General features: G+C 52.0%; 19 protein-coding genes. 11 read left to right on the top strand and 8 right to left on the bottom strand.

Annotated elements, in window-relative coordinates; translation table 11 throughout:
* Positions 1-62 precede the first annotated feature (62 nt).
* The 3 genes from thrB to H6G21_RS22590 all read right to left on the bottom strand — a co-directional run bounded on the left by thrB (position 63) and on the right by H6G21_RS22590 (position 4,031).
* The gene (thrB, locus tag H6G21_RS22600; RefSeq protein WP_190576283.1) at positions 63-977 is read right to left on the bottom strand and encodes a homoserine kinase; all 915 of its coding nucleotides are present in this window, start codon (positions 975-977) and stop codon (positions 63-65) included.
* A 224-nt stretch (positions 978-1,201) separates the two neighbouring features.
* The gene (psb28, locus tag H6G21_RS22595; RefSeq protein WP_190576281.1) at positions 1,202-1,555 is read right to left on the bottom strand and encodes a photosystem II reaction center protein Psb28; all 354 of its coding nucleotides are present in this window, start codon (positions 1,553-1,555) and stop codon (positions 1,202-1,204) included.
* Positions 1,556-1,769: 214 nt separating this feature from the next.
* Positions 1,770-4,031, bottom strand: a complete 2,262-nt coding sequence (locus tag H6G21_RS22590; RefSeq protein WP_190576279.1) for an S-layer homology domain-containing protein — start codon at positions 4,029-4,031, stop codon at positions 1,770-1,772.
* Between the two features lie 334 nt (positions 4,032-4,365).
* Here H6G21_RS22590 and H6G21_RS22585 point away from each other — a divergent pair, with 334 nt between their 5' ends.
* From H6G21_RS22585 to H6G21_RS22560, 6 genes are all read left to right on the top strand, one after another.
* A complete protein-coding gene (locus H6G21_RS22585) occupies positions 4,366-4,716 on the top strand; it encodes a hypothetical protein (protein ID WP_190576277.1) in 351 nt (116 codons plus the stop codon).
* A gap of 137 nt (positions 4,717-4,853) precedes the next feature.
* Positions 4,854-5,222: a YtxH domain-containing protein gene (locus H6G21_RS22580; protein ID WP_190576276.1), complete on the top strand. Its 369-nt coding sequence runs from the start codon at positions 4,854-4,856 to the stop codon at positions 5,220-5,222.
* 13 nt (positions 5,223-5,235) lie between these two features.
* Positions 5,236-5,799, top strand: coding sequence for a DUF948 domain-containing protein (locus tag H6G21_RS25875; protein ID WP_242042009.1), 564 nt, complete (start codon positions 5,236-5,238; stop codon positions 5,797-5,799).
* A 199-nt stretch (positions 5,800-5,998) separates the two neighbouring features.
* The gene (locus tag H6G21_RS22570; protein ID WP_190576274.1) at positions 5,999-6,802 is read left to right on the top strand and encodes a TPM domain-containing protein; all 804 of its coding nucleotides are present in this window, start codon (positions 5,999-6,001) and stop codon (positions 6,800-6,802) included.
* A gap of 12 nt (positions 6,803-6,814) precedes the next feature.
* On the top strand, positions 6,815-7,876 hold the full coding sequence (locus tag H6G21_RS22565) for an amino acid ABC transporter substrate-binding protein (RefSeq protein WP_190576272.1): 1,062 nt from the start codon (positions 6,815-6,817) through the stop codon (positions 7,874-7,876).
* A 256-nt stretch (positions 7,877-8,132) separates the two neighbouring features.
* Positions 8,133-8,387 (top strand): hypothetical protein, encoded by a 255-nt coding sequence (locus H6G21_RS22560; RefSeq protein WP_190576269.1) that lies wholly within the window; start codon positions 8,133-8,135, stop codon positions 8,385-8,387.
* 60 nt (positions 8,388-8,447) lie between these two features.
* Here H6G21_RS22560 and H6G21_RS22555 read toward each other — a convergent pair whose 3' ends face one another.
* The gene (locus H6G21_RS22555) at positions 8,448-9,860 is read right to left on the bottom strand and encodes an MFS transporter (protein WP_190576267.1); all 1,413 of its coding nucleotides are present in this window, start codon (positions 9,858-9,860) and stop codon (positions 8,448-8,450) included.
* A gap of 399 nt (positions 9,861-10,259) precedes the next feature.
* Between H6G21_RS22555 and H6G21_RS22550 the strand changes: the two genes are divergently transcribed.
* Positions 10,260-10,739, top strand: a complete 480-nt coding sequence (locus H6G21_RS22550) for a GNAT family N-acetyltransferase (RefSeq protein WP_190576266.1) — start codon at positions 10,260-10,262, stop codon at positions 10,737-10,739.
* A 285-nt stretch (positions 10,740-11,024) separates the two neighbouring features.
* Here the strand turns inward: H6G21_RS22550 and H6G21_RS22545 are convergent, their stop codons facing one another.
* Positions 11,025-11,531: a hypothetical protein gene (locus H6G21_RS22545; RefSeq protein ID WP_190576263.1), complete on the bottom strand. Its 507-nt coding sequence runs from the start codon at positions 11,529-11,531 to the stop codon at positions 11,025-11,027.
* A gap of 108 nt (positions 11,532-11,639) precedes the next feature.
* On the opposite strand from H6G21_RS22545, the gene hetZ reads away from it, so the two are divergent.
* Both hetZ and H6G21_RS22535 read left to right on the top strand, forming a co-directional pair.
* Positions 11,640-12,827, top strand: coding sequence for a heterocyst differentiation protein HetZ (gene hetZ / locus H6G21_RS22540; RefSeq protein WP_199307393.1), 1,188 nt, complete (start codon positions 11,640-11,642; stop codon positions 12,825-12,827).
* 12 nt (positions 12,828-12,839) lie between these two features.
* A complete protein-coding gene (locus tag H6G21_RS22535; protein WP_190576261.1) occupies positions 12,840-13,805 on the top strand; it encodes a PatU in 966 nt (321 codons plus the stop codon).
* Between the two features lie 486 nt (positions 13,806-14,291).
* On the opposite strand, the gene H6G21_RS22530 is transcribed toward H6G21_RS22535, so the two are convergent.
* The 3 genes from H6G21_RS22530 to H6G21_RS22520 form a co-directional block, all read right to left on the bottom strand.
* On the bottom strand, positions 14,292-14,873 hold the full coding sequence (locus H6G21_RS22530; protein WP_190576259.1) for a hypothetical protein: 582 nt from the start codon (positions 14,871-14,873) through the stop codon (positions 14,292-14,294).
* A gap of 164 nt (positions 14,874-15,037) precedes the next feature.
* Positions 15,038-16,357, bottom strand: coding sequence for an ATP-binding protein (locus tag H6G21_RS22525; RefSeq protein WP_190576256.1), 1,320 nt, complete (start codon positions 16,355-16,357; stop codon positions 15,038-15,040).
* 162 nt (positions 16,358-16,519) lie between these two features.
* Complete coding sequence (locus H6G21_RS22520; protein WP_190576254.1) at positions 16,520-18,004, bottom strand: site-2 protease family protein; 1,485 nt, start codon at positions 18,002-18,004, stop codon at positions 16,520-16,522.
* A gap of 272 nt (positions 18,005-18,276) precedes the next feature.
* On the opposite strand from H6G21_RS22520, the gene H6G21_RS22515 reads away from it, so the two are divergent.
* Both H6G21_RS22515 and glmS read left to right on the top strand, forming a co-directional pair.
* The gene (locus H6G21_RS22515) at positions 18,277-19,029 is read left to right on the top strand and encodes an MBL fold metallo-hydrolase (protein WP_347278057.1); all 753 of its coding nucleotides are present in this window, start codon (positions 18,277-18,279) and stop codon (positions 19,027-19,029) included.
* A gap of 653 nt (positions 19,030-19,682) precedes the next feature.
* Positions 19,683-21,575, top strand: coding sequence for a glutamine--fructose-6-phosphate transaminase (isomerizing) (glmS, locus tag H6G21_RS22510; RefSeq protein WP_190576252.1), 1,893 nt, complete (start codon positions 19,683-19,685; stop codon positions 21,573-21,575).
* The last annotated feature ends 276 nt before the right edge of the window (positions 21,576-21,851 follow it).

Genomic DNA, 21,851 nt, shown 5'->3' with positions numbered 1-21,851 from the left:
ATGGATTGATCAATGCTACGGCAGCATCAACCCTCTGTCACCGTCTGCATGAACCCTCTGCGTCAATCGTTGCTGACAACAGTTCCCAGCGTATCCAACGCCAAAACGATCGCCTGAGCGGTCATTCCTTGGCTAGCCCAGGCTTGCTCCATAGCCGTTTTGACCGTTTCCCCGACCGCCTCGGGAGCCAGTGCTAATACCGTCGGGCCTGCCCCGCTGATCACGACCCCATAGGCTCCGGCAGCCTGGGCCGCTTGTTCGATCGCGTCATAGCCTGGAATCAAGGATTTACGGTAGGGTTGGTGAATTTTATCTTGCAACGCAGCCTTTAACCAATCACCATTTCCCGTGGCTAACCCTTGCAGCAACAAGCCCAAATGGGCCATGTTAAACACCGCATCGGCACGGCTGTAATCCTGGGGCAACACCTTCCGGGCCGCTTCGGTGGATAGCTCAAACGCGGGAATCGCCACCACGGGTACCACCGCTGGATTCCAGGCCAATTGGCAAATCTCCCAATCCCGCACCACGCCAGAAGCCGCCAACCGACAGCCCCCCAACAGCGCTGGGACGACATTATCGGGGTGGCCCTCAATGTCCGTCGCGATCGCGGCTAATTCCGCAGAAGACAGCGGTTTACCAGCCAGCTCGTTAGCACCCACTAACCCGCCCACGATCGCCGTGGCAGAACTGCCCAAACCCCGTGCTAGGGGAACATTCATGGCAATCTCCAACCGTAGCGGTGGAACGGGCTGGCCTAGCTGTTCAAACACCTTGAGAAACGCCTGGTACACCATGTTGTCCCCATCGGTTCCGACCCGATCGGCATTCACCCCCGTTACCGTAATTTCCAAGGTCTGTCCGGTGGGATGGGGAGAGAAAATAAATTCGTTGTAAAGCGTTAGTGCAGCCCCCAAACAGTCAAACCCAGGGCCAATATTAGCCGTTGTTGCTGGTACCCGAACACGAACAGACACAGTGGCATTCCTCGCTAAATTTGCTGACTTTGATCGAACCTGCGATCGGCTAGGGACATATCTTCTTTTCCAACCGTGGGATTTCTTTTCCCACCATGGGATAACAGCAGGAAGGGCGCAAATTTGCGCCCCACCCCTCTGCACCTTAAGTTAGCGTCTCAAAAAGTTAGCGTCTCAAAGAAAGTTAGTATCTCAGAGAAACGAGCGTCCCCAAGTTGAGTCTCTTAAGCTTCTTCGTTATCGCTCGATCGCTGCTGTACCAGACCGTTCTGCTCACCATAGCGCTCCATAAACCGGATAAACCGATCCCATTCTTCAGGAGACCGCATGATATACAGCACTTCTAGCGCTTCGGGTTGGCCGTTGATAAATTTAGCTTTGACATCTCGGGAGCAAATTTCGCCTTCTTCGTCCAGTAGATACATCCCTGTGATGGAATCCATACTGGTGCTCATTAGCGCATCAGGCTTCTCGAAGTAGAAGCTGGCCGTTCCCTTCGATCCATCCCGACTGCGGGTCAGGCGAACATCGGGAATCACCGTCTCAGTCACACCTCGGGAAAATTGAATCTCTGCCATAAGTCCTGCGCTTCTTAAAAAATGTATTCGGCCAAACTCTATTTTCCCATCAAGTGCTACCGAGGGGAAGGGTTGGCCCCGCAAGGCCAACAGGCTTCCAATGACCTGTCAGATCCCAGAATTCTACTCAGATCCCAGCATTGTGCCCTCGCCCTACGGCCCTCTACCAGCTGGGCAGAGGGCCTGGGCAATCCGGCTCTCCTCTTCCCAATCCCTAGGCCATGATGTATGGCGAATTGACCGCAACAGCCCGTCCTGCCTTGGCTAACGCTTGCAAGACCATGGCCGCCAGTTCCCCACGGGTTGCATCCTGATTGGGATTGAGCTTTTTGGTGTCGGGGTAGCTGACAACCAGGCGTTGCTGGATAGCCGTTGCAACGATCGTCTGCACTTCTGCTGGAATTGCCGCCCGATCGCTCAGATTGTTCAGCACTGCCAAATTGCCACCAGACAGCCCCAATCCACTGACCAAGGCTTGGATGAGTTGCAAGCGAGTCACGTTTTGGTTGGGCTTGAAGGTGCCATCTGCTGCCGCATTCAGGAACCCGCCACGATAGGCTTGATCGATCGCGGGTTTGGCCCAGTAGTCGCTCGGCACGTCACTAAAATTCACGGCATTTCGTTTGGGCGATGGATTGAACGCTTTTGCAATCACTGCCGCCAATTGTGCCCGCGTAATGGAAACATCCGGCTTAAATGTTCCATCGGCAAAGCCCCGCATATAGTCCTGTAGCGCCATCGTCAACACAAAATTCTCAGACCAGTGATTCTTCAAATCGGTAAATTGAATCGTTGTGGCATCTGGATTGACAATGTATTGCGAAGAAATCGCTTCAGCTCGGTTAATCGAGACTAACGCTTGATACAACAGCGCAGAGACTTCCGCGCGGGTGATATCGCGGTTGGGGTTGAGTTGTTTGACATCGGGATAGTTGACGACCATCCGGCGAATGGTGGCCGTGGTGACTGCATTGACGCCATAGCTGGGAATTTGAGCCCGATCGTTGTAAACCCCCAAGGCCGTAATTTGGCCCCCGGTCAGCCCTAATCCGTTGATCAGTGCCACGATCGCCTGTACCCGCGTCAGGTTCAACCCCGGTCGAAACGTGCCATCGGGGAATCCGGCAATAAAGCCCATACGATCTGCCTTGGCAATCGCTTCCGCTGCCCAGAAATTTGCTGGCACATCGGAGAATTTTGTGGCGTTGCGTTTCGCTGGCAAATCAAAGGTTTTCGCTAGTACCGCTGCATACTGGGCACGGGTCAGTTGTGCTTCAGGTTTAAAGGTCCCGTCAGGAAAGCCGCTGAGAAACCCCCGGCTGACCAGCGCTTGAATAAACGCCTGGGCCCAATGCCCTTGAATATCCGAGAGTCCCGTGGGTGGCGTGACGGGCGGTGTGACGGGTGGCGTGACCGGCGGTTCGACTAAAGGTGGATCAACGATCGGGTTATTCGTGGGCGGGTTATTCGTGGGCGGGTTATTCGTGGGCGGGTTATTCGTGGGTGGGTTATTCGTGGGCGGAGTGACGGGTGGCGTCACCGGTGGAGTAACGGGGGGTGTGACTGGCGGCGTTACGGACGGCGGAACTACATTGGCTTGCAGATCGATCGGCCCTTGTACCTTGGCGGGATTGAGTTGATTGCCCACGGAAATAAAGGTCACTGGCGGATTCGTAGCATTTTGTAGATCTACTTCACCGTTGTCCCGCATCAAATTCCCGCCAGGTTCCTGACTGCTGCCCAAATCCGGGAAGGCGGTTTCCAGGGCAACTAAACCACTTTCGGTATTACGCTCGATCGTATTGTTGCGTAGTACCGGACGCGCAGCTCGGGAAATCACAACGCCCGATCGATTTTCAAAGGCTTTATTTTCCACGAGTAAGGGGGCTGCACTATCCCCCACCGCAATCCCAAAGCCCGTATTTTGACAGACATTCCGCCGGAATTCCCCTTTGGATTCCCGCACGATCGAAATTCCATTCGCTGCATTTTGTACAAAGACACAGTCCGTTACGATCGCCTTGGCGCTGCCAGTGGTGAAAATGCCTTCTCGTTTGCAATTGGTAAAGGTACAGTTAGTAATTATTGGATCCGTTGATTCTACCCATGCGCCCGTTCCCCGACTTTCGCCATTAATGACGGTAATACCGCGTAATTGGGCTTTACTATCCAATTTAAACGTAACATTTTGGCCAGCGAAGGTCGGGCTAAGGTACTTACCACCGCCATTCACGACGATCCCATTGCCTTTACTGGCTTCATCTCCAAGGATTCCCACGCCGGTCGGCACCACCAGAGGAAACACTTCTCCACTGGCCGTATTGTAGGTGCCGGGGGCGAGTTGAATGCCCGTGCCCGACTTCGCCTGTCGCAGTGCAGCGGTAATCGTTTTGAATGGAGCAGCCTGGGAGCCAGGATTGCTGTCATTCCCCGTGGCGGGATTGACGTAGAGTGTCGCTGAGAAAGATTGCACCATAGCTAGCTTGTCTGAACCTTGTGTGAGGGGGCAATGTGTCAGGGGGAAAGTGTGGGTGTGGATTTTATCGAGGCCCATCAGCCACCCCCGTTGGGGGCATCAACAACCTCTGAACCCCCCATTCCGGGATTTCCCTCCGATCGGGCCTCGCGGGCATAGGCTCCCCATGATAACGAGTCCTTTCTGGGACGGGGTCAGTTGAGCAACATCTGTTTACGGAGCGGCGGGCGGAAATGTTGCAAAGCGGCTGATCCTGCCCCTAAATACTCGGTATGATTGATGCACCGAATGCACCGAATCGATGCAGCACATTTGCATCCCCACGAGGCAACCTATGCTCACTGTCATTCTGATCCTGAATGGGTTCTTGGCAACTTTCTGCTTTTACATTGCATGGCGTGTTTGGCAGTTTCGACGGGTGCTGATTCAAGCGACTGCGGCATTGGATACGGCGGAACAAGCGACCCACCGAGTTTTGCAGGATGCTCCAGAAGCGATCTTGCAAGGCCAAATCAGTACCAGACAATTACGCCAGCGCTATCGACAACTGGAAGTTAATCTGCGGCAAGCAGAAAAAGCTCTGTCGATCGTACGGTTAGGGCAACTCTTGTTTTTAGGCCAACTCAAGGTTTCTCAGCAGGTTTCTCAGCGGCTGCACCGTTCCCAAAAATTCTCGCAGCATTAATTCATAAACACCCCCTTAACCAACCCATCGTGCTTTCAATAACTTGTTTTTGCTAAATCAATTAATTCGTTACTAATCAGTACTAACCAGTACTCATCAGTCGTTGATGTGTTGAAGGGATTGTCGAGAGAAGTTCTATGGCAGGAAATCGTTCAGGCGCTTTTATTAGTGGATTGCTTATTGGCGCGGCGGCTGGGGCGATCGCGGGATTACTCACCGCCCCTCGCACCGGACGCGAAACCCGCAAATTGCTGAAAAAGTCTGCGGATGCCCTCCCCGAACTCGCTGAGGATTTATCCACCACGGTACAAATTCAAGCCGATCGCCTATCGGAAACTGCCCTGAAAAATTGGGACGAAACCTTAAATCGTCTGCGGGTGGCGATCGCCGCTGGCGTAGAAGCCAGCCAACGGGTTCGGGAAGATTTGCAGGTCGATCCAGAAGACGAGGCAGAACCCGAAGCCTCCCCGGTTCCTCCCCGTCGCTATATCAGCGAGATTAAGTAGGCGAGCTCACGTAATGGATCCTATTTTTTGGCTAGGGGCTTCTATTCTGCTGGTGGCAGTCAGTATTGCTGTCGTGCTGGCGATCGCGGTTCCGGCCATCCAAGAATTGGGGCGGGCGGCTCGCAGTGCGGAAAAACTGTTCGACACTCTAAATCGGGAGCTACCGCCCACCCTAGAGGCCATTCGGTTGACTGGCCTAGAAATTAGTGACTTGACCGATGACATGAGCGAAGGGGTGCAGAATGCGAGCCAAGTTGTTAAACAGGTAGACGAAGGCATTACGGGGCTTAAGGAACAGGCGCAAAAAGCCCAAGTGACAACCATTAGCCTCTTTGCGGGGGTCAAAGCCGCTTGGCAAACCCTGACGGAGACAGAAGGCTTAGATGCAGACCGCACCGCCGCCCAGTCCACGAAGTCGGAACGTTCACTGCCCAGCCCGTCTGCTTCCCCGCCTGCCTCCCAGCCCCCATCGTCCAAGGCTTCCTCCCGTAGGCCCCTCCGATCGCCCAATCCCCCAGCGCTTACCGAGGGCGATCGATCTGACATGGAATCTGACCTGGAAGAGGACTATTTTTAGATGACGGCCTACCTCCCAATCCCAACCTGTCCCCAGGGGGAGGCCGGTGGGCACCCTTGCTTCCATGGCCGCCCACTCGTAAGATGAGAGTAGAGTTAACAAATGTAAAGAAAATGATGCCTTTGGGATGTAGACGTTGTCCCGTATCATGATCTTCACAAGTTTGCTTGCTCTTGTTCCACATTTGCAGCCTGAGCCAATGAAGTTTTTGCCTGTTCGTCGTCTGGTTAGCGTGTTGGTGGCTTGTGTAATGGCGCTAGGGGTTTGGACGATCGCCCCCGCTGCCCAAGCCTATAACAATCCCGAATTACTGCCGGATCAACCCACCAATGTGATCGATCTGGCTAAAGCTCTGACGGAGGTGCAAGCGGCAAAGCTATCCCAGGAATTGGCGGACTTTGAGCAGGAGACAGGCTGGAAACTCCGGGTACTGACCCAGTACGATCGCACCCCAGGTCGGGCGGTTAAGGAATTTTGGGGGCTGGATGAGAGGAGCGTGATGCTGGTGGCGGATCCCCGTGGGGGCAATCTACTCAACTTCAGTGTCGGAGATGCGCTCTATTCCCTGCTGCCCCGGACCTTTTGGATTGAGCTACAAACCCGGTTTGGCAATCAGTTCTTCGTGCGGGATAACGGTGAAGATGAGTCGATTCTGCAAACCGTTCAAACCTTAGAAACCTGCCTCCGCCAAGGGGGGTGTCAAGTGGTACCCGGTTTACCCCGCGAGCAGTGGATTCTCACCCTGGTGACGTCGATCGTGGGAGGGGTGATTTTTGGCTTTGCGTCCCAGCCTCGTAAGGAAGGGCAAGTGTTTGCTTGGCAATGGGCACTCATTTTTTCACCCCTGTGGGGAATTTTGTTTATCGCCTTTGGCATTGGCCCAGTGGTGACCCGCACAACCGATTGGTTGCCGTTGCTGCGGAATTTTTCGGGATTTGCGATCGGGGCGTTGGTGGCCTATCTGACTCCAGTGCTCAGTCGTCCCTCTAGTCCAGAATCTTAGAGAGGAATATCCATGGGGAAGCGGCGTTGGTGGCTGAGCGGTGTCGGAGTCCTAGTGGCCTTAGCGGGATGTGGTGCTGAGGTTGATACGGGTGGCTCGCTTCCAGGGGCGGGATCAGCGCAGAGTGCGCGGCTGAGTGTGGTACAGGGCCGGGGCGAGTTGGTCTGCGGGGTGAGCGGCGAGTTGCCCGGGTTTAGCTTCGTGAACCAAGATGGCGAATATAGCGGGTTAGATGTGGACATCTGTCGCGCGATCGCGGCGGCCATGTTTGACAATCCCAATGCGGTCGAATTCCGCAACCTGAACGCGAAGGAACGCTTCACCGCAGTCCAAACCGGGGAGGTGGATATCCTGAGCCGCAATACCACTTGGAGCCTGAGTCGAGATACTTCTGTGGGCATGGAATTTGCCCCCGTGGTGTTCTATGACAGTCAGGCCATTATGGTGCGCAAGTCGAGCGGTATTCGCAAATTAGCGGATCTGAAAGATAAATCCATTTGCATTCAAATTGGCACGACGACGGAGCAAAATCTGACGGATCAAATGCGGCGGCGCAATATTCCCTTTAAGCCGATCGTGTTTGAGGATGTGAATACGGTATTCGGTACCTATGGGGGCGGACGGTGCGATGGGGTCACCGCCGATCGATCGCAACTGGTCTCCCGGCGGACTAAATTACCCAATCCCACGGAGCACATCATTCTAGAAGAAGCGCTGTCAAAGGAACCGTTGGCTCCGGCAGTTAGGGATGGGGATTCCCAATGGCAGGATGTGGTGAAATGGGTGGTTTACGCACTGATTGAAGCGGAAGAGTTGGACATTACCTCCAAGAATGTATCGCAGCAACTGAAGAGTGAAGATCCTCGGGTGAAGCGCTTTTTGGGGACTGAAGGAGATTTGGGCAAAGGCTTGGGATTACCCAATGATTTCGCAGCGCGGATTATTCGCCATGTTGGTAACTATGGGGAAATCTACGATCGTAATTTGGGCAGCAAAACGCCCCTTAATCTGCCTCGGGGGCAAAATCAGTTGTGGAGTCAGGGTGGCTTGATGTACGCACCGCCATTCCGTTAGCGTCCTAGGGTGGACAGGATGGGCTTGGTTGAAAGTGAACGATGGACGATCGCGGGAGTTTGGGCATTCTATCCACATTAGGATCAGCTCAAAAGGATCAACTCAACATTCAAGGATTGCTCTTAACAACCCATCGCCCCACTGATTGACCCATGCATTGACCCATGCATTGACCCACTCATCGGTCTAGCTGGATCAATTTTGGTCACTCAATTCCTCTCATGACGCAAATGTCAGGTGATATGCAATGGACTTTATGGATCAAGACAACACCCTAGTTTGTGTTGGCCAATTTGATTCGTCGGGGTTACCGATCATGACCTCACGTCACCTGAGTCAATATGCGACGGTGGCCTTTCAAGTGATTACGTTGAAAACGCTGTTTGAACGATCGCTCCCTTCAGAAGATCTCCAAACGGCTTATATCCGTCACGACGACGGATCCAGTATAAAAATTGAACGTAGTCGGGATGGATTTGTGGCTTATCTTGTTCCCAGCGACAATGATTGAACGCGCGATCGGGAAGCTTTTCACTCATCACTCCATCCCCCAGGGTTTATCCAACGGGCGTCAGTCTAATTCGATCCAACGATTCCAAGTGAGGGTCGCAAGGCCGATCGCTAGCACGATGAGAATGCTGGAGGCCGTCGTGTAGGCGGTTTGAATGCCAAAGTTTTGCACGATCGGCTGCAAGGCAATGGGCGAACAAAATTGGCCCAAAAAGATACAACTGGTTAATCCCCCCAGCACTTTGCCTCGACGGGCGATCGGCGTTTTTTCATTGAGCCAGACGTTGATATTGGGCAACACTAATCCCACGCCCAACCCGGAAAGGACTAGTCCTGCCAGAATTCCACCGTAGCTATGGGCGGTGGCAATGATGCCGTATCCCGCTCCCATCAGGCCATAGAGGAGAATCAAGACTTTGCTAAAGCTGAGCTTGGCATTCAGTTTGCCATACCCTACGGCGGCAATGGCTGTTGCTACGCTGGAAATTGCGATCGCAATGCCCGCTTCTCGGCTGCTGCCTAGGGCCAACTGTTTCAGGTAAAACGGTAACTGCACTGGCACCATGTAAAACATCACCATGGTCAGAATCGTTAAACCATAGACCGTGGCCATCACGCTGCTTGAAAGTCCTGTTGGTTCTGGTGTTAGGGAAAAGCTGGCGGACGGTGTGGTGGTGGTGCGTGATTCCTGGGAGGGCTGTAAATCGGCGGGGGCAACTTCCGTTGTGATCGATCGAGGGAGTCCTAATCTAGTTAAGGTGGCTCGATTGGGGACCGATCGAGGGAGTCCCGATCGATTAAAGACGGTTGGCCGGGAACCTTGGGGCTCCTCCCAGTTAGCTGCTGCACTCTGGGTCGGCAACGGGTTAGGTCGAGGCAATGGATCTGGTGGTAAGGGTCGGCCTTGGCGCGATCGCGTTTTTAGATGCACTGGCTCCGGTAACGCTAGCCACACCAACGGTAGGGCAATAAAAGCGACTAGATAAATCAAAAATGGCATCCGCCAGTTGAATTCTGCCAAAAATCCACCAAATAGAACAAAAACGACTCCTCCTAACCCCATGGCCGCCGATTGCCAGCCCAGGACCTTGGCGCGAGTGGCTCCGGTGTAATAGTCCGCAATCAATGCTGCGGAAATGGTCGTAATTGCTGCAACCGCAATCCCTAGGAAGGCGCGACTCAGCAGCAGCCCAGTTAAATTCTCCAGGAGCAGGCCCGCACTGCCCGCAATGCCATAGAGCAACACCGCCCCCACCATAAAAGGTCGTCGCCCATAGCGATCGATCAGACTCCCGACGGGCGCACCGGCGATCGCGGTAAATAGGGAAGGCAAGGCCAGCAATAACTTGACCCAAAAATCTGCGTCAGAAATTTCGGCAAAATGCTCCTGAATTTTGGGCAAAGCTGGCGAAATCGCTGCACCGGCCATGATGGTCATGGTGCTGGTCAACAACAGGGTAAGGATTTTTAGCATGAACAATGGGGTGGAACCTAGATGATTCAGTTTAAAGCTTGCAGCGATCGTTCAAGGCGGTTGGGGATCTCGACTCGTTGTCCCCTCAGCTGTCATTTATGCTGAAACAATCATTGCTGCAAATTATCATTTAAAAGCTATTAAATAAATAGACTTTGATTGATATAAAAACTCTATAGAATTACTGAAACTTTATGGCAACTATCTAGTAGACAGATGAAGATAAACCGTGCTGGTTGGCCCATTAATTTGCCAGAAGCTCAGTTGAATCAGGGTTTTCTGATGCGCAATCTTGACATTTTCTTCCAGGCACTATAGCCTCATTATTGAGAATTTTTTTAAAAAGAGATGACTTCAGCTTGGGGACTTCAATGTTGTGGCAGTCTGTGGGAATGGCGAATGTATCCCGTTGAAATCCGTTCTGCCAGTACATTGCGGGAATTTGAGGCGATGTATGCCCAGCGCTGGACAGTCCTGAGACATCCTCTCAAGATGGAATGCTCGCTACAACCCAATCAACCGTTAGATTCGCTGGAACAAACGGCCTACCACTTAATTGCTGTTTGCAACCAAGCGATCGTCGGCTCAGCACGGCTCTGCCACCTCACGCCTACCTTGGGCAGTCTGTCCTACGTGGCAGTGTCGATCGAGTTTCAACGCCAAGGGGTCGGCACCCGTTTGGTTCAGGCATTGCTAGATCAGGCTAGACTGGATGGCCTTTCCCAAGTGCGGGTCATGGCCAGAGCTGATACGATTTCCTTTTATGAGCGTTTTGATTTCCGAGCCCAAGGGGATGTGATTTATTACCTAGGGATTGCCCATCAATTTATGCTGTGCCAGCTGTCGTCAGCGGCCTCGATATCAAGCTCGACCCCATAAATCTTGACCCTATCAAGCTCGACCCTATAAATCCCGACACCATAAAGATTGTGTTAAAAAAATGTGCCCAGGTGTTTTCTGTGGGTCGCTCCCTTCGGGTTTGCCAGAAGGCTCCCGGAGCCATGAAGTATTTTGAGTCAAAAAGAAAATAAAAATGGGAGCCAGAAGACATCACTTCTGGCTCCCTTGTAGGGGATGGTAGGAGAAAATTTGCGGGCTCCAGCGATCGCCGCATCCCAACTTCACTTAATTTTTGTAGGATCTATAACTGACTAAACGATGGCCTTATGCATAGTCGATCGGCGGACGCAGGTCTTGGCGCAGGTCTTGGCGCAGGTCTTGGCGCAACTGTTGTTGAATGGCAGCATCGATCGACGATCGTGAAATTTCTGTGCCATTTTGGCAATTCCCTGGCGTCTCAAGAAAAATAATGCTATCACACAAGTTAAGTGCCCAAACTTGAAAGAGGAGATCAATAACTGGAACTTTCCCCGCTCTTAAATGGGGCGTATTCTGGGCGAGACTTCCAGACCTAATATCTTTAGGATCAGAAAATCCATAAATGACCGTTTTTTCTACATTAGATTGTGTACGATGGTTAAGGGTTACCCTAACCCAAGCCAAGTTGCCGCGATCAGCATCGCCTGTTTGGGCAACATAGTAGTGAAGGTGTCGGAGCCTCCCTGCAAATCGTTGCAAAACTGGCCCGATCCGTCTTAAAAGTTGTCGCATCTCCCCGTCATTGGGAGCATCTTGAATTAGGGCATCAATTTGTTGCTCTATACTCATCATCTACCATTTAATTATTGGATACTACGAGTCAGGGATTTCTACCTCAAGATCGACGACAGTTAAAGCAGTCGCTGTAAAGACCATCTTGACAGAATTGAGAGTAGTCGCTTGACATACCAGACACTAGACATCACGGGGGAAATCTGCCAGAGCGTGGATGCAACTTTTCAGCTAATCCTAAGCGAACTGAAACAGGCTACCACAGCTTCTGAGCACATTTGCCGAGAAGTAGCCGAACGCCTCAGCCAAGAGGTTTCCCGGATCTGCTCGGAGAGCAAACGCATCCAGGACTCTGGGGAGATTATCGCATGGGCCACGGCCTTAGCCCGCCACCGCTTGCAGCAGTGCCTTCACTATTACAAGCTGGGCTCTCGTCGGGGTCGGGTTGATTTACACAGTACGCTCAGTGCTGTGGTGTATCGATATATCACTCCTTCTAAAAGCCAATACAGTTACCAGGCAAGACTGACGCTGATTGAAGACTTTTTACAAAGTTTTTACATGGAGGCACTGAATGCCTTCCGGCGGGAGATGCAATTGCCTACTAACTATTCGCCGCAGACTGTCTTGCAGTTAGCGGAATACATGGCGTTTACGGAGCGCTATGCCAAACGGCGGATTCCGTTACCGGGTCGGCGCAACCAGCAGCTAATTATTCTACGGGCACAAACTTTCTCGCAGCAGCAGCCCAATGAGGCACTGGTTGATATTGAGCGGGCCGCGGAAGGGTCCCTCATAGAAGGGGAAGACTCTTGGAACATGGCTTCCATCCAGCAACTGCGGGAACAAATGGTGGCCCAGGAGACGGAACCAGCGGAGGATACCCTGCGCCAAAATGTTGTGCAGGAGCTGATCAACTATCTGGAAGAGCGCAACCAGAAGGATTGTGTGGACTACTTTGTGCTGCGGCTTCAGGATTTGCCCGCCAATGAAATTGAGAAAATTTTGGGCCTGACTCCCCGTCAGCGGGATTATCTCCAGCAGCGGTTTAAGTACCATTTGGTGCGCTTTACCTTTACCCACCGCTGGGAGTTGGTGCATCAGTGGCTGGAAATTGACCTCGATCGCAACTTGGGTCTTTCCCTCAAGCAGTGGGATGATTTTAATCGAGGGCTCACCCAGCAGCAGCAAATGATTGTCCAGCTGAAAAAGTCAAAAACCCCGGATGCAGACATTGCCCGATCGGTGGGCTGCACGGTCAACCAGTTGCAAAAACAGTGGTTCAAACTGTTGGAAATTGCCTGGGAAATTCGAAATTCCCAAATATCCGGAGCGGGTTTATCTAGTGATGAATAAGGGTGTATCAGGATGGATTACGACTCAGAAGCCTATCAAGCCGCTTTTATCCGACTGGTTCAAGACCTTAAGCTTGCCCTTTCAGAGGATGAGATTGAGCGTTTTTTGACCATGAAGTCATCTGAAGCCGAAGCCCTCCTCCCTCAATTAAACGAGGAATTACCACTGAACTCAGGAGACTTACCTGCTGTGCAAGACCGTTTTTATGCGTTGTTAAAACATCGCTTACAGACCGAAATTCAGCGGAAGCCGCCGTTATTCCCCTGGGAAGATGAAATTCTGGATTACCAGGCTGATTCTCTAGGCGAGACGGTGATGGCTGGGGTGAAGCCCAATTCCCTATGGCTGGCCCAATTGCGTCGGCTCGCGTTGCCTGTGGCGTTGCCGGATGAATTATTAGGTCAATTATTGGCGCAATGCCAGCAATTGACGCAGGCGTCGCTCCGGGAGGGCGCTAAGTTAGTGAAATCGGTTGAAGCTCTCTTTCCAGGGGAGTTTTTGGAACTCAATCGCTTGGCGGGGGTGGTGATGGTGTCTCCCGCACGGTCTGGCTATGCCAGTTTGCAGGAGCGCCTTGCAGAATTGGGCGATGATGTGCCCGATAGCTACACCACGGCGTTACCGCCGCAGCAAATGCTGCTGTCTATGCTGGCAGCACGGGAAATTTTGAACGCTTTAAATTTGACAGTAGTGCCGAATCAGATCCAGTCTCATCAATGGGTGACGGACATTGGTGCATTGACGCTGGAGACCGATTATCGATCGCAGGATGGGGGAATGGCCCTACGGATTCAAGGGCAGCTTCCCTGCGGGGGCAGTTTGACGCTACAAGGTGAACAGGGTAGATCGATCGCAGAACGGGCTGATGCAGGCAATGTAATTGTGGAATTACACGATTTGTTGCCGGGTCAGTCGGCTCAGTTAGAGGTGCGTTTGGGTGAAGATGACGTATTGCTGTTTTCGATCGATCCAGCGTAATGGTTTGGATGATTTCCATACACCGTTGAACGCAGATAACTGTTGAATGCAGATAACTTCTGAACGCAGATTAATTTAGCTTAGACAACTAGGGACTCAATCTACCCCTTTTGGGGGAATAGCGTCAGTTTAGTCAAAGAAGCCTGGTTCTACCTGCCTAGATTTTTAGTATGTCTAGGCAACGCATCACCTTCAGATCCCAAAATTGGATTCACTTTAGATTCGCTTTAGATTAACCACCAGATTAATCACCAGATTAATCACTAGATTAACTACCGCATTGCCTATGTATTCGATGATTACAGAATGAGAGTAATTCAAAAATTTAAATAAGAGTTACGCAGTTGAAAGCTGCAAGGCTTACTCCCATACTTAGGGCGAGTTCTGCTGGCCGCTGATGACTCGCAGTATCTATCCTGCTGCCCGTCATGATCTCAGATGGATTCGCCCCTGGAACTGGAGCTAGTGAAAGATTTCCAATGAATTCTATAGCCGATGCCAATATTGGTAACCATCGTAGATCCGATCGGCATCAATTTGAATCAAATCGCAAGGTGATCGCCAAGGATGAACGGCACCCGATAGATTCAAGCGACAGCGATCGCCGTCTACTTCCAAGTAATCATCCAGCCCACGACCAATATACGTGCCATCTTTCAACTTCACTGTTTGGCGAATTCGTCGCATTGGGTTTGTTTGTTTACGCCAAGTATCCAGATCTAAATATTTCCCACTAGTATCATCGGCTAAAATTCCTTCGTCATGCAGACTGACCCAAAAGGATTGCCAATGGTGATCATGGATGGCATGGCTCTCTAGAAAATGGACGAGCCAATAGGATTTCCCAGCAACCTCGACAGGTCGTGGTTCAACTCGCAACACTGGCCGGATGTTCTTACCGTTCTCTAGCACTAAAGATTTCTCGGTAATATATTGCTGCCAAGCCTGAATCTCTGGCAAAGCTTGAATTTTTTGTACAGCCTGCTGTGCCGTGGTTAGTTGAAAAATATTGGATGGTTGGGCATCAGCTGATACGACCGGATTTGCCAGGGCAACAGTGGGGGCCATGATTATCATGCCGATGTTTAAACAACTAGCCAATGGTAATAATGTCCGGAACGTCATAGGCAAGTTCCTCGAAATCCTACATCACATTACAAGCAGGTCATCTTGATTGAGCCTACACCCTGCATAGATGATGGCGCGATCGGCTTATGCATCATCCCCAAAAATTAGGTTGTGTGTAAGGGAGATCGGGCTAAATCGGCAATGAGAAAATCGACAAACTGCCTTGCCGATCGCCCCGATCGCCCATTATGCCGAGTGGCCCACTGCAAGGCCCGAAACTCTAATTCTGCCTGCGGGAGTTCGATGCCTGCCCGTTGGGTCAAGTGCTGCACCATGGCTAAATAGGTGGTCTGATCTGCGGGTTCAAAGGTCAGCGTCAGGCCAAAGCGATCGCTAAACGAAAGTTTTTCCTGTACGGTATCCCATTGGTGAATTTCATCGGCATCCTTGGGGCGGGGCCGATCGCCGTAAAATTCGCGAATCAAATGTCGCCGATTCGATGTGGCATAGACAACGGTATTCAGTGCCCGTGCCGTCACATTGCCTTCCAGGACAACCTTCAACGCCTTGTAGGCGTCATCATCTTCTTCAAAGGACAAATCATCGACAAAGATAATGAATTTCTGGGGGACATCCCGTAACTGTTCTACGATTTGCGGTAGGGACAAGAGTTCTGCTTTGGTGACTTCGACTAAGCGCAATCCCCGATCGCCGTAGGTTTGCAGCAAGCTTTTAATCAGCGATGACTTCCCCGATCCACGACTACCGTAGAGCAACACATGGAGCGCCGGATACCCTGCTAGTAATGCCTCTGTGTTTTGCAATAATGCGTCCCGCTGCCATTCGTAACCAATTAAATCGAGGGTTTGAATGGGATCGGGATTGGGAATTCCGATGAGTTCTCCACTGCGCCAAGTAAAGGCTTTAAACGTTGCAAACAGTCCTGTTCCATGTTGTCGATAATATTCCCCCAATGCCTGTAATTGCGTTGACCAGTCTGATATTTCAGATAATAACTCTACGGGGGGATCTGACTGATTTGGCACGATCGCTGGATTGTCAAAGCTGATCCAAACGGGAAGTTCTATATTGGCGACGATGCTGTTGACCATTGCGCCGATCGTTTCCCCAGTGAGATCTGCTAATCCCTGCAATATGGTTAAGTCCCGCTGGGCAGCTTCGATCACGGCTGGGTTGATTTGCTCGATCGGGTATTTTTGCAGCATGCGGGTCAATGGATTATCTGCTTTTAGCACTAACCATCGAACATAGCCTCCCCAACTGAGGGATAGGGGCGCGATCGCCTGAAACCATGCGCTATAGGCTTCCAAGACCAGTACTTCCCCGTCCCAGGAGGGTTGGGTTGCAGATTGACGAATCGATCGCAACAAATGGACAAATGCTGCTGCGATCGGATCTTCCAACGTCGATCGATACAGCGTTAATGACATCAAGTCCCGGTGTAATTGCGTGACTTTTACCATATGATGACTCCTAACTTTCTTTGAGGATTGCAATTCAATCTAAAGTCAACCTTCAATGCTGATTGCGCTCTGTGTACTTTGCTTGCGTACAAGTACACGGTTAAAAGCTAGAAATGAAAGCCATAGAAATCAAAAGGTATGCAGCTTTTAAAGAATTAAAAACTACATACCTAACGCATTGAGCAAAACGCCGGGAGTCGGCAGGATAATCACAATCAGTAAAAACAGCGCGATGAGGCCAATCATATCCCGAGAACTGTCTAACTCTGTTACATCATTTAAGGCTGGTTCATCGATCGTCGGTAATAGGAACAACAACACCGCCCATAACAGCAAATGGGGTTGCATTAATGCCAGTACCAGCAGCAACAAGCGCGCCACTTGACCAATCATTGCCCCAGCCCGTTGCCCATACACCGCATGAACCATCCGGCCACCGTCCAACTGGCCTACCGGCATTAAATTAAATGCCGTGAACAAAATGCCTAACCAGCCTGCCACCGCGATCGGATGCAGCGCGATCGCACTTTTAGCGGCCAGCGCATTGCCAAACACCGCCTTGCAGGCCAGGGTTAACAACAGCGAATACTGCGGTAACAATGCTTCAAACTTAAAGACACTGGGATGTTCCGTTGCATTGACAATTTGCGATTGCGTTAATCCAACCACCAACAAAATCACCGCCACGACTAGCCCCACCATCGCCCCAAACACCCCCACATCAAACAATGCTTTGCGGTTGGGGATGGGAGACCGAATTTGTAAAAACGCCCCTACGGTTCCGATCGGCAGTTGGGGGAGCGGTAACACGGGAATGAAATAGGGCAATGTCGCCGGAATGCCATAGCGCAGGGTTGTCCAGTAATGCCCCCCTTCTCGAATCGCAAAAAAGCCCATTAACGCGATCGCATAGGGCACCCCTTCCCAAAAGCTCGGATTGCCCCGGAGCCCCACCTGCTGCAAAAGCTGCTGCCCTGCCCAAGTGGTGGTGAAGGCCGTCACGATCGCTAAAATGGCCGCCACCCTAGGTCGTCGCAGGGCACGGGGTGAAAAGTCCAACTGGGCAAAGGGATTGGGCACCAGCACAAAAAAGGGTTTGCGATCGCCCCCTTCCTGGAACACGACATAAAATCGCTTACCAAAATGGGTCTCAATATTCTCCCGAATCGTTTGATAGGCCACCTCCGGCTTCGATCGTAGCTGTCCCCGACAAATGACCGCTTGAGGGCGATACTCCAAATTTTGCAAGTAATAGACCGACCACGGGAAACAAGACTTGAGGTGATCTTCCTCCTCTTTGTTAATCGGGCGGGTCATTACAGGTTCTGTCGGCAATTCGATCGGGGGTTCGGAGGACTGCACGGGCTCGCCTTCCTGGGTTGCACTGCGAGGGTCAGGCGTAATCCGTCCTCGCTGAATCAGGTAGAGATAGAGTAAAAAACAGCCCAAAAAAAGCACAATTGCCAAGCCGATCGGCATCGGGGTTCTGCCAAACAGAACCGTCCACACCATCAAGCTGAAGGCAGGTGTCATGACCACCAGCCACAGTAACCACGCAGGTGTCCGAGTGACGCTAGTCACTCGCTTCACGATGAAGGAGTAGGAGACTAGCCCCAGAAATCCCAAGAGTAGAAAAAACCAAATCATGCAATTCGTTCAGCGGGCACCTGTCCCATGGAGGACTTCATAAGATACCGGGAGATAGGTCATAGCAAATTATAGAACTTGATTCCGGTGTATCTTTGCCCAATTCTGACAGGATCACCCGGATCACTGTTTTTACGGGCTGCTCTGAGAAGCTTTTGAGGCGATTGCGATGATCTGGAATGGGCAACCCAGGGGCTAGATCGAGCGTTCTTCTCGCACGACACCCTAGATCTGGCACAATCAGCTATGACCTTACACCCCCGGATGCGATCGTGATTTCGGAACCCCCCTCTGCTGCGTCTCACCCCCCTAGCCATTCCTTGGCCAACGCTCCGGCCAATCCCCCGCCCCCTGGCAAAGCGCCCCGTCCTGTCCTGCCAGACCAGGCTCTCCCGTACCCGATCTATGCCTTTGCGCCCAACCGGGACACCTTGGGTGGGACGGCCTATCTTGTGGTCTATCCGCAGGGGAACCTCTTGATTGACAGTCCCGCTTGGGATGGGGCGACCCGGGACTTTCTTCAGGCCCAGGGCGGGGTGCGATGGCTGTTTCTGACCCATCGGGGAGCCATGGGTAAGGTGAGAGAACTCCAGGAAGCGCTGCACTGTGAGGTGATTGTTCAAGAGCAGGAAGCCTATCTGTTACCCAAGGTGAACGTGACGGCCTTCCAGCACACCTTTGAGTTACCCAGCGGCGATCGGGCGATCTGGACATCCGGCCATTCCCCCGGTTCTACTTGTCTATACCACCCAGGGGGCGGTGGCATTCTCTTCTCCGGTCGGCATCTATTGCCCGATCGCCAGCAAAAACCTGTTCCCTTACGAACTTCTAAAACTTTTCACTGGCCCCGACAACTGCGCAACATCCAAACGTTGATCGAAGCATTCTCGCCAGAAACCCTTGCTTGGATCTGTCCCGGTGCCAGTACAGGCTATCTCCGAGGGGCCACGGCGATCGGCCAAGCCTACTCTGCACTGACGGCATTGGATTTTTCGGCGTTACAACAAATGGCTCCGGGACTCTAGAGATTTCTAAAGATCTACGAGGCTAGAGATTGCTCTGGATATCTACAGCTGAGCCCTGTTCTAGGGTTTACTGTTGGCTAAGCTGCATGAAGGGAACAGTGGTCTCATGCCCTGATCCCCTGGGGGCGACCTGATCCCCAGGGGGCGGCTCGATGCAAGATACCCGATCGGAATCCACGATCGGGCTAACTGTGATTCTGATGACTGTGAGAGATGACTGATGAGATGACTGTGACCTGAGGTGATGCCAGCTTTACTTTCAAACAGGGTTTAAAGCGCTAAAATTTTGGCACTTGATCCCCAGTTTTCAAACGAAGGATCACGACTGGTGAACCCTGGCTGCCCACAAGAACCAGGAACCTTAAGGAATTGCTGCACAAAACTCAGTGCATTGGGGCGATTGCCTTGCCGAGCGATCTGGACTTCCAGCCTTGGAGTTTGCTCAGGTCACCTCAGGTAATTCCTGGAACAGACTCTCACATATACTCTCACATACACTCTCAAACACCCTCTCAAACACTCTCTAATTCACCGCTGTGGTCTTTTGGTGAGGGAGATTCCCCCTAGACCCTTCCCTGAGTTCATTCTGGAATGGCTCAGAACGACTAAGAAGTACCCCAGCGTGAGGAAATCTCTCAAGATAGGAGCGACCTATGTGCGGAATTGTTGGTTATATCGGAACCCAGGCTGCGAGCAGTATTCTGCTGGAAGGGTTGAGGAAACTGGAATATCGTGGCTATGACTCAGCGGGGATCGCAACCATCCTAGAAGGCGACCTCCATTGCGTGCGGGCAAAAGGTAAGCTGAATAACCTCCAAGAAAAGCTGGAAAGCGAAGATAATCCCTCTCGCATCGGCATTGGCCATACCCGCTGGGCCACCCATGGTAAGCCGGAGGAACACAATGCCCATCCCCACCGCGATACGGAAGGGCGATTGGCAGTCGTGCAAAATGGCATTATCGAAAACTATGTGGAGCTGCGGGAAGCCCTCAAGGCCAAGGGCTGTGTGTTTCGATCGGAAACCGATACGGAAACCATTCCCCACCTGATTTCGGAGTATCTGAAGCAGATCCCTGAGGACTTTTCTGGCGTGTCCCGGTTGATGGAAGCAGCGCGGTTGGCGGTGAATGACCTGAAAGGAGCCTTCGCGATCGCGGTCATTTCGGCGGATTTTCCCGATGAATTAATCGTGGCTCGCCAGCAAGCTCCTCTCGTGATTGGCTTTGGGCAGGGTGAGTTCTACTGCGCTTCGGATACGCCTGCGCTGGTGCCCTATACCCGTGCAGTGCTGCCCTTGGAAAATGGCGAAATTGCCCGCATGACGCCCATGGGAGTCGAGGTCTACAGCTTTGATGGTCACCGTCTGCGTAAGGCTCCCCGCACCCTCAACTGGAATCCAGTCATGGTGGAAAAACAAGGGTTCCGCCATTTCATGCTGAAGGAAATCTATGAGCAACCGGGGGTGGTACGGTCTTGCTTGGAAGCCTATTTGGTGCCTGACTGGATCCAATCTTCCCAAGTGTCACCGATTCAACTCAATTTGCCAGTGGCTTTGACGCAAGATCTCCAGCAGATCCAAATTGTTGCCTGCGGAACCAGTTGGCATGCCAGCCTCGTGGGTAAGTATCTACTGGAACAATTGGCGGGTATTCCCACAACGGTGCAGTATGCCTCGGAGTTTCGCTATTCTCCGCCCCCACTGACGCCCAACACCTTAATTGTTGGTGTGACCCAATCGGGAGAAACGGCGGATACTCTAGCGGCCTTGGAGATGGAACGCAACCGCCGATCGCCCCTGGATCCGGCATTCCAATCGCGATCGTTGGGCATTACCAACCGCCCGGAAAGTACGCTGGGTCAGATGGTGGATCATGTGATTGATACCCAAGCCGGGATTGAAATTGGCGTTGCAGCGACTAAAACCTTTGTGGCGCAGTTGATGGCGTTTTATTTCTTGGCCTTGGATTTGGCCTATCAGCGACAAACGATCGCGATCGACCAGATTGAAAAACTGATTGAGGGATTGCGTCAGCTCCCGGCCCAAATTGAAAGTGTGCTGGAAAGTCAGGAACGGTACATCGAGGAACTAGCCCACGATTTTGCCGAAACCCAAGACTTTATCTTCCTGGGTCGTGGGATTAATTTCCCGATCGCGCTGGAAGGGGCGCTGAAGTTGAAGGAAATTAGCTACATTCACGCGGAAGGCTATCCCGCTGGGGAAATGAAGCATGGCCCGATCGCGCTGTTGGATGCGAAGGTTCCGGTGGTGACGATCGCGATGCCGGGAACGGTGTTTGAAAAAGTGCTGTCCAATGCCCAGGAAGCGCGGGCGCGGGATGCTCGGTTGATTGGTGTCACGCCGATGGATGAAATGGAGGCCGCAGAAACCTTTGATACGCTGATTCCGGTGCCCCATGTGGAGGAAATTCTATCGCCGATCGTGGCGGTGATTCCGTTGCAGTTGTTGTCCTATCACATTGCAGCCCGACGCGGCTTGGATGTGGATCAACCGCGTAACTTGGCAAAATCGGTGACGGTTGAGTAAGCGATCGATGGGTCGTTATTGCTCATAAGCTACTAATCACTCATTAATCACTCATTAATCACTCAAAAAGCCATACTTTGGCAGAGCGCAATCGATTCTGCGGGGTATGGTTTTTTGTTGATCAATAATTGATATCCATCAAGCTTACCAATTGAAAAGGGGACTGTAAAAGTTATCAATCTAGTCATTGAATGAGTAACATTGGGCAATCCGCTGAAACTTCACTGGGAGCAATTCCCCTTCCCGATCGCCTACGGTACTCAATCTCTACAGCGC

Source organism: Alkalinema sp. FACHB-956 (genome assembly GCF_014697025.1).
GTDB lineage: Bacteria > Cyanobacteriota > Cyanobacteriia > Leptolyngbyales > Leptolyngbyaceae > Alkalinema.
The sequence above is the reverse complement of the archived record's forward strand: the minus strand, read 5'-3'. Positions and strand labels throughout refer to the sequence as shown.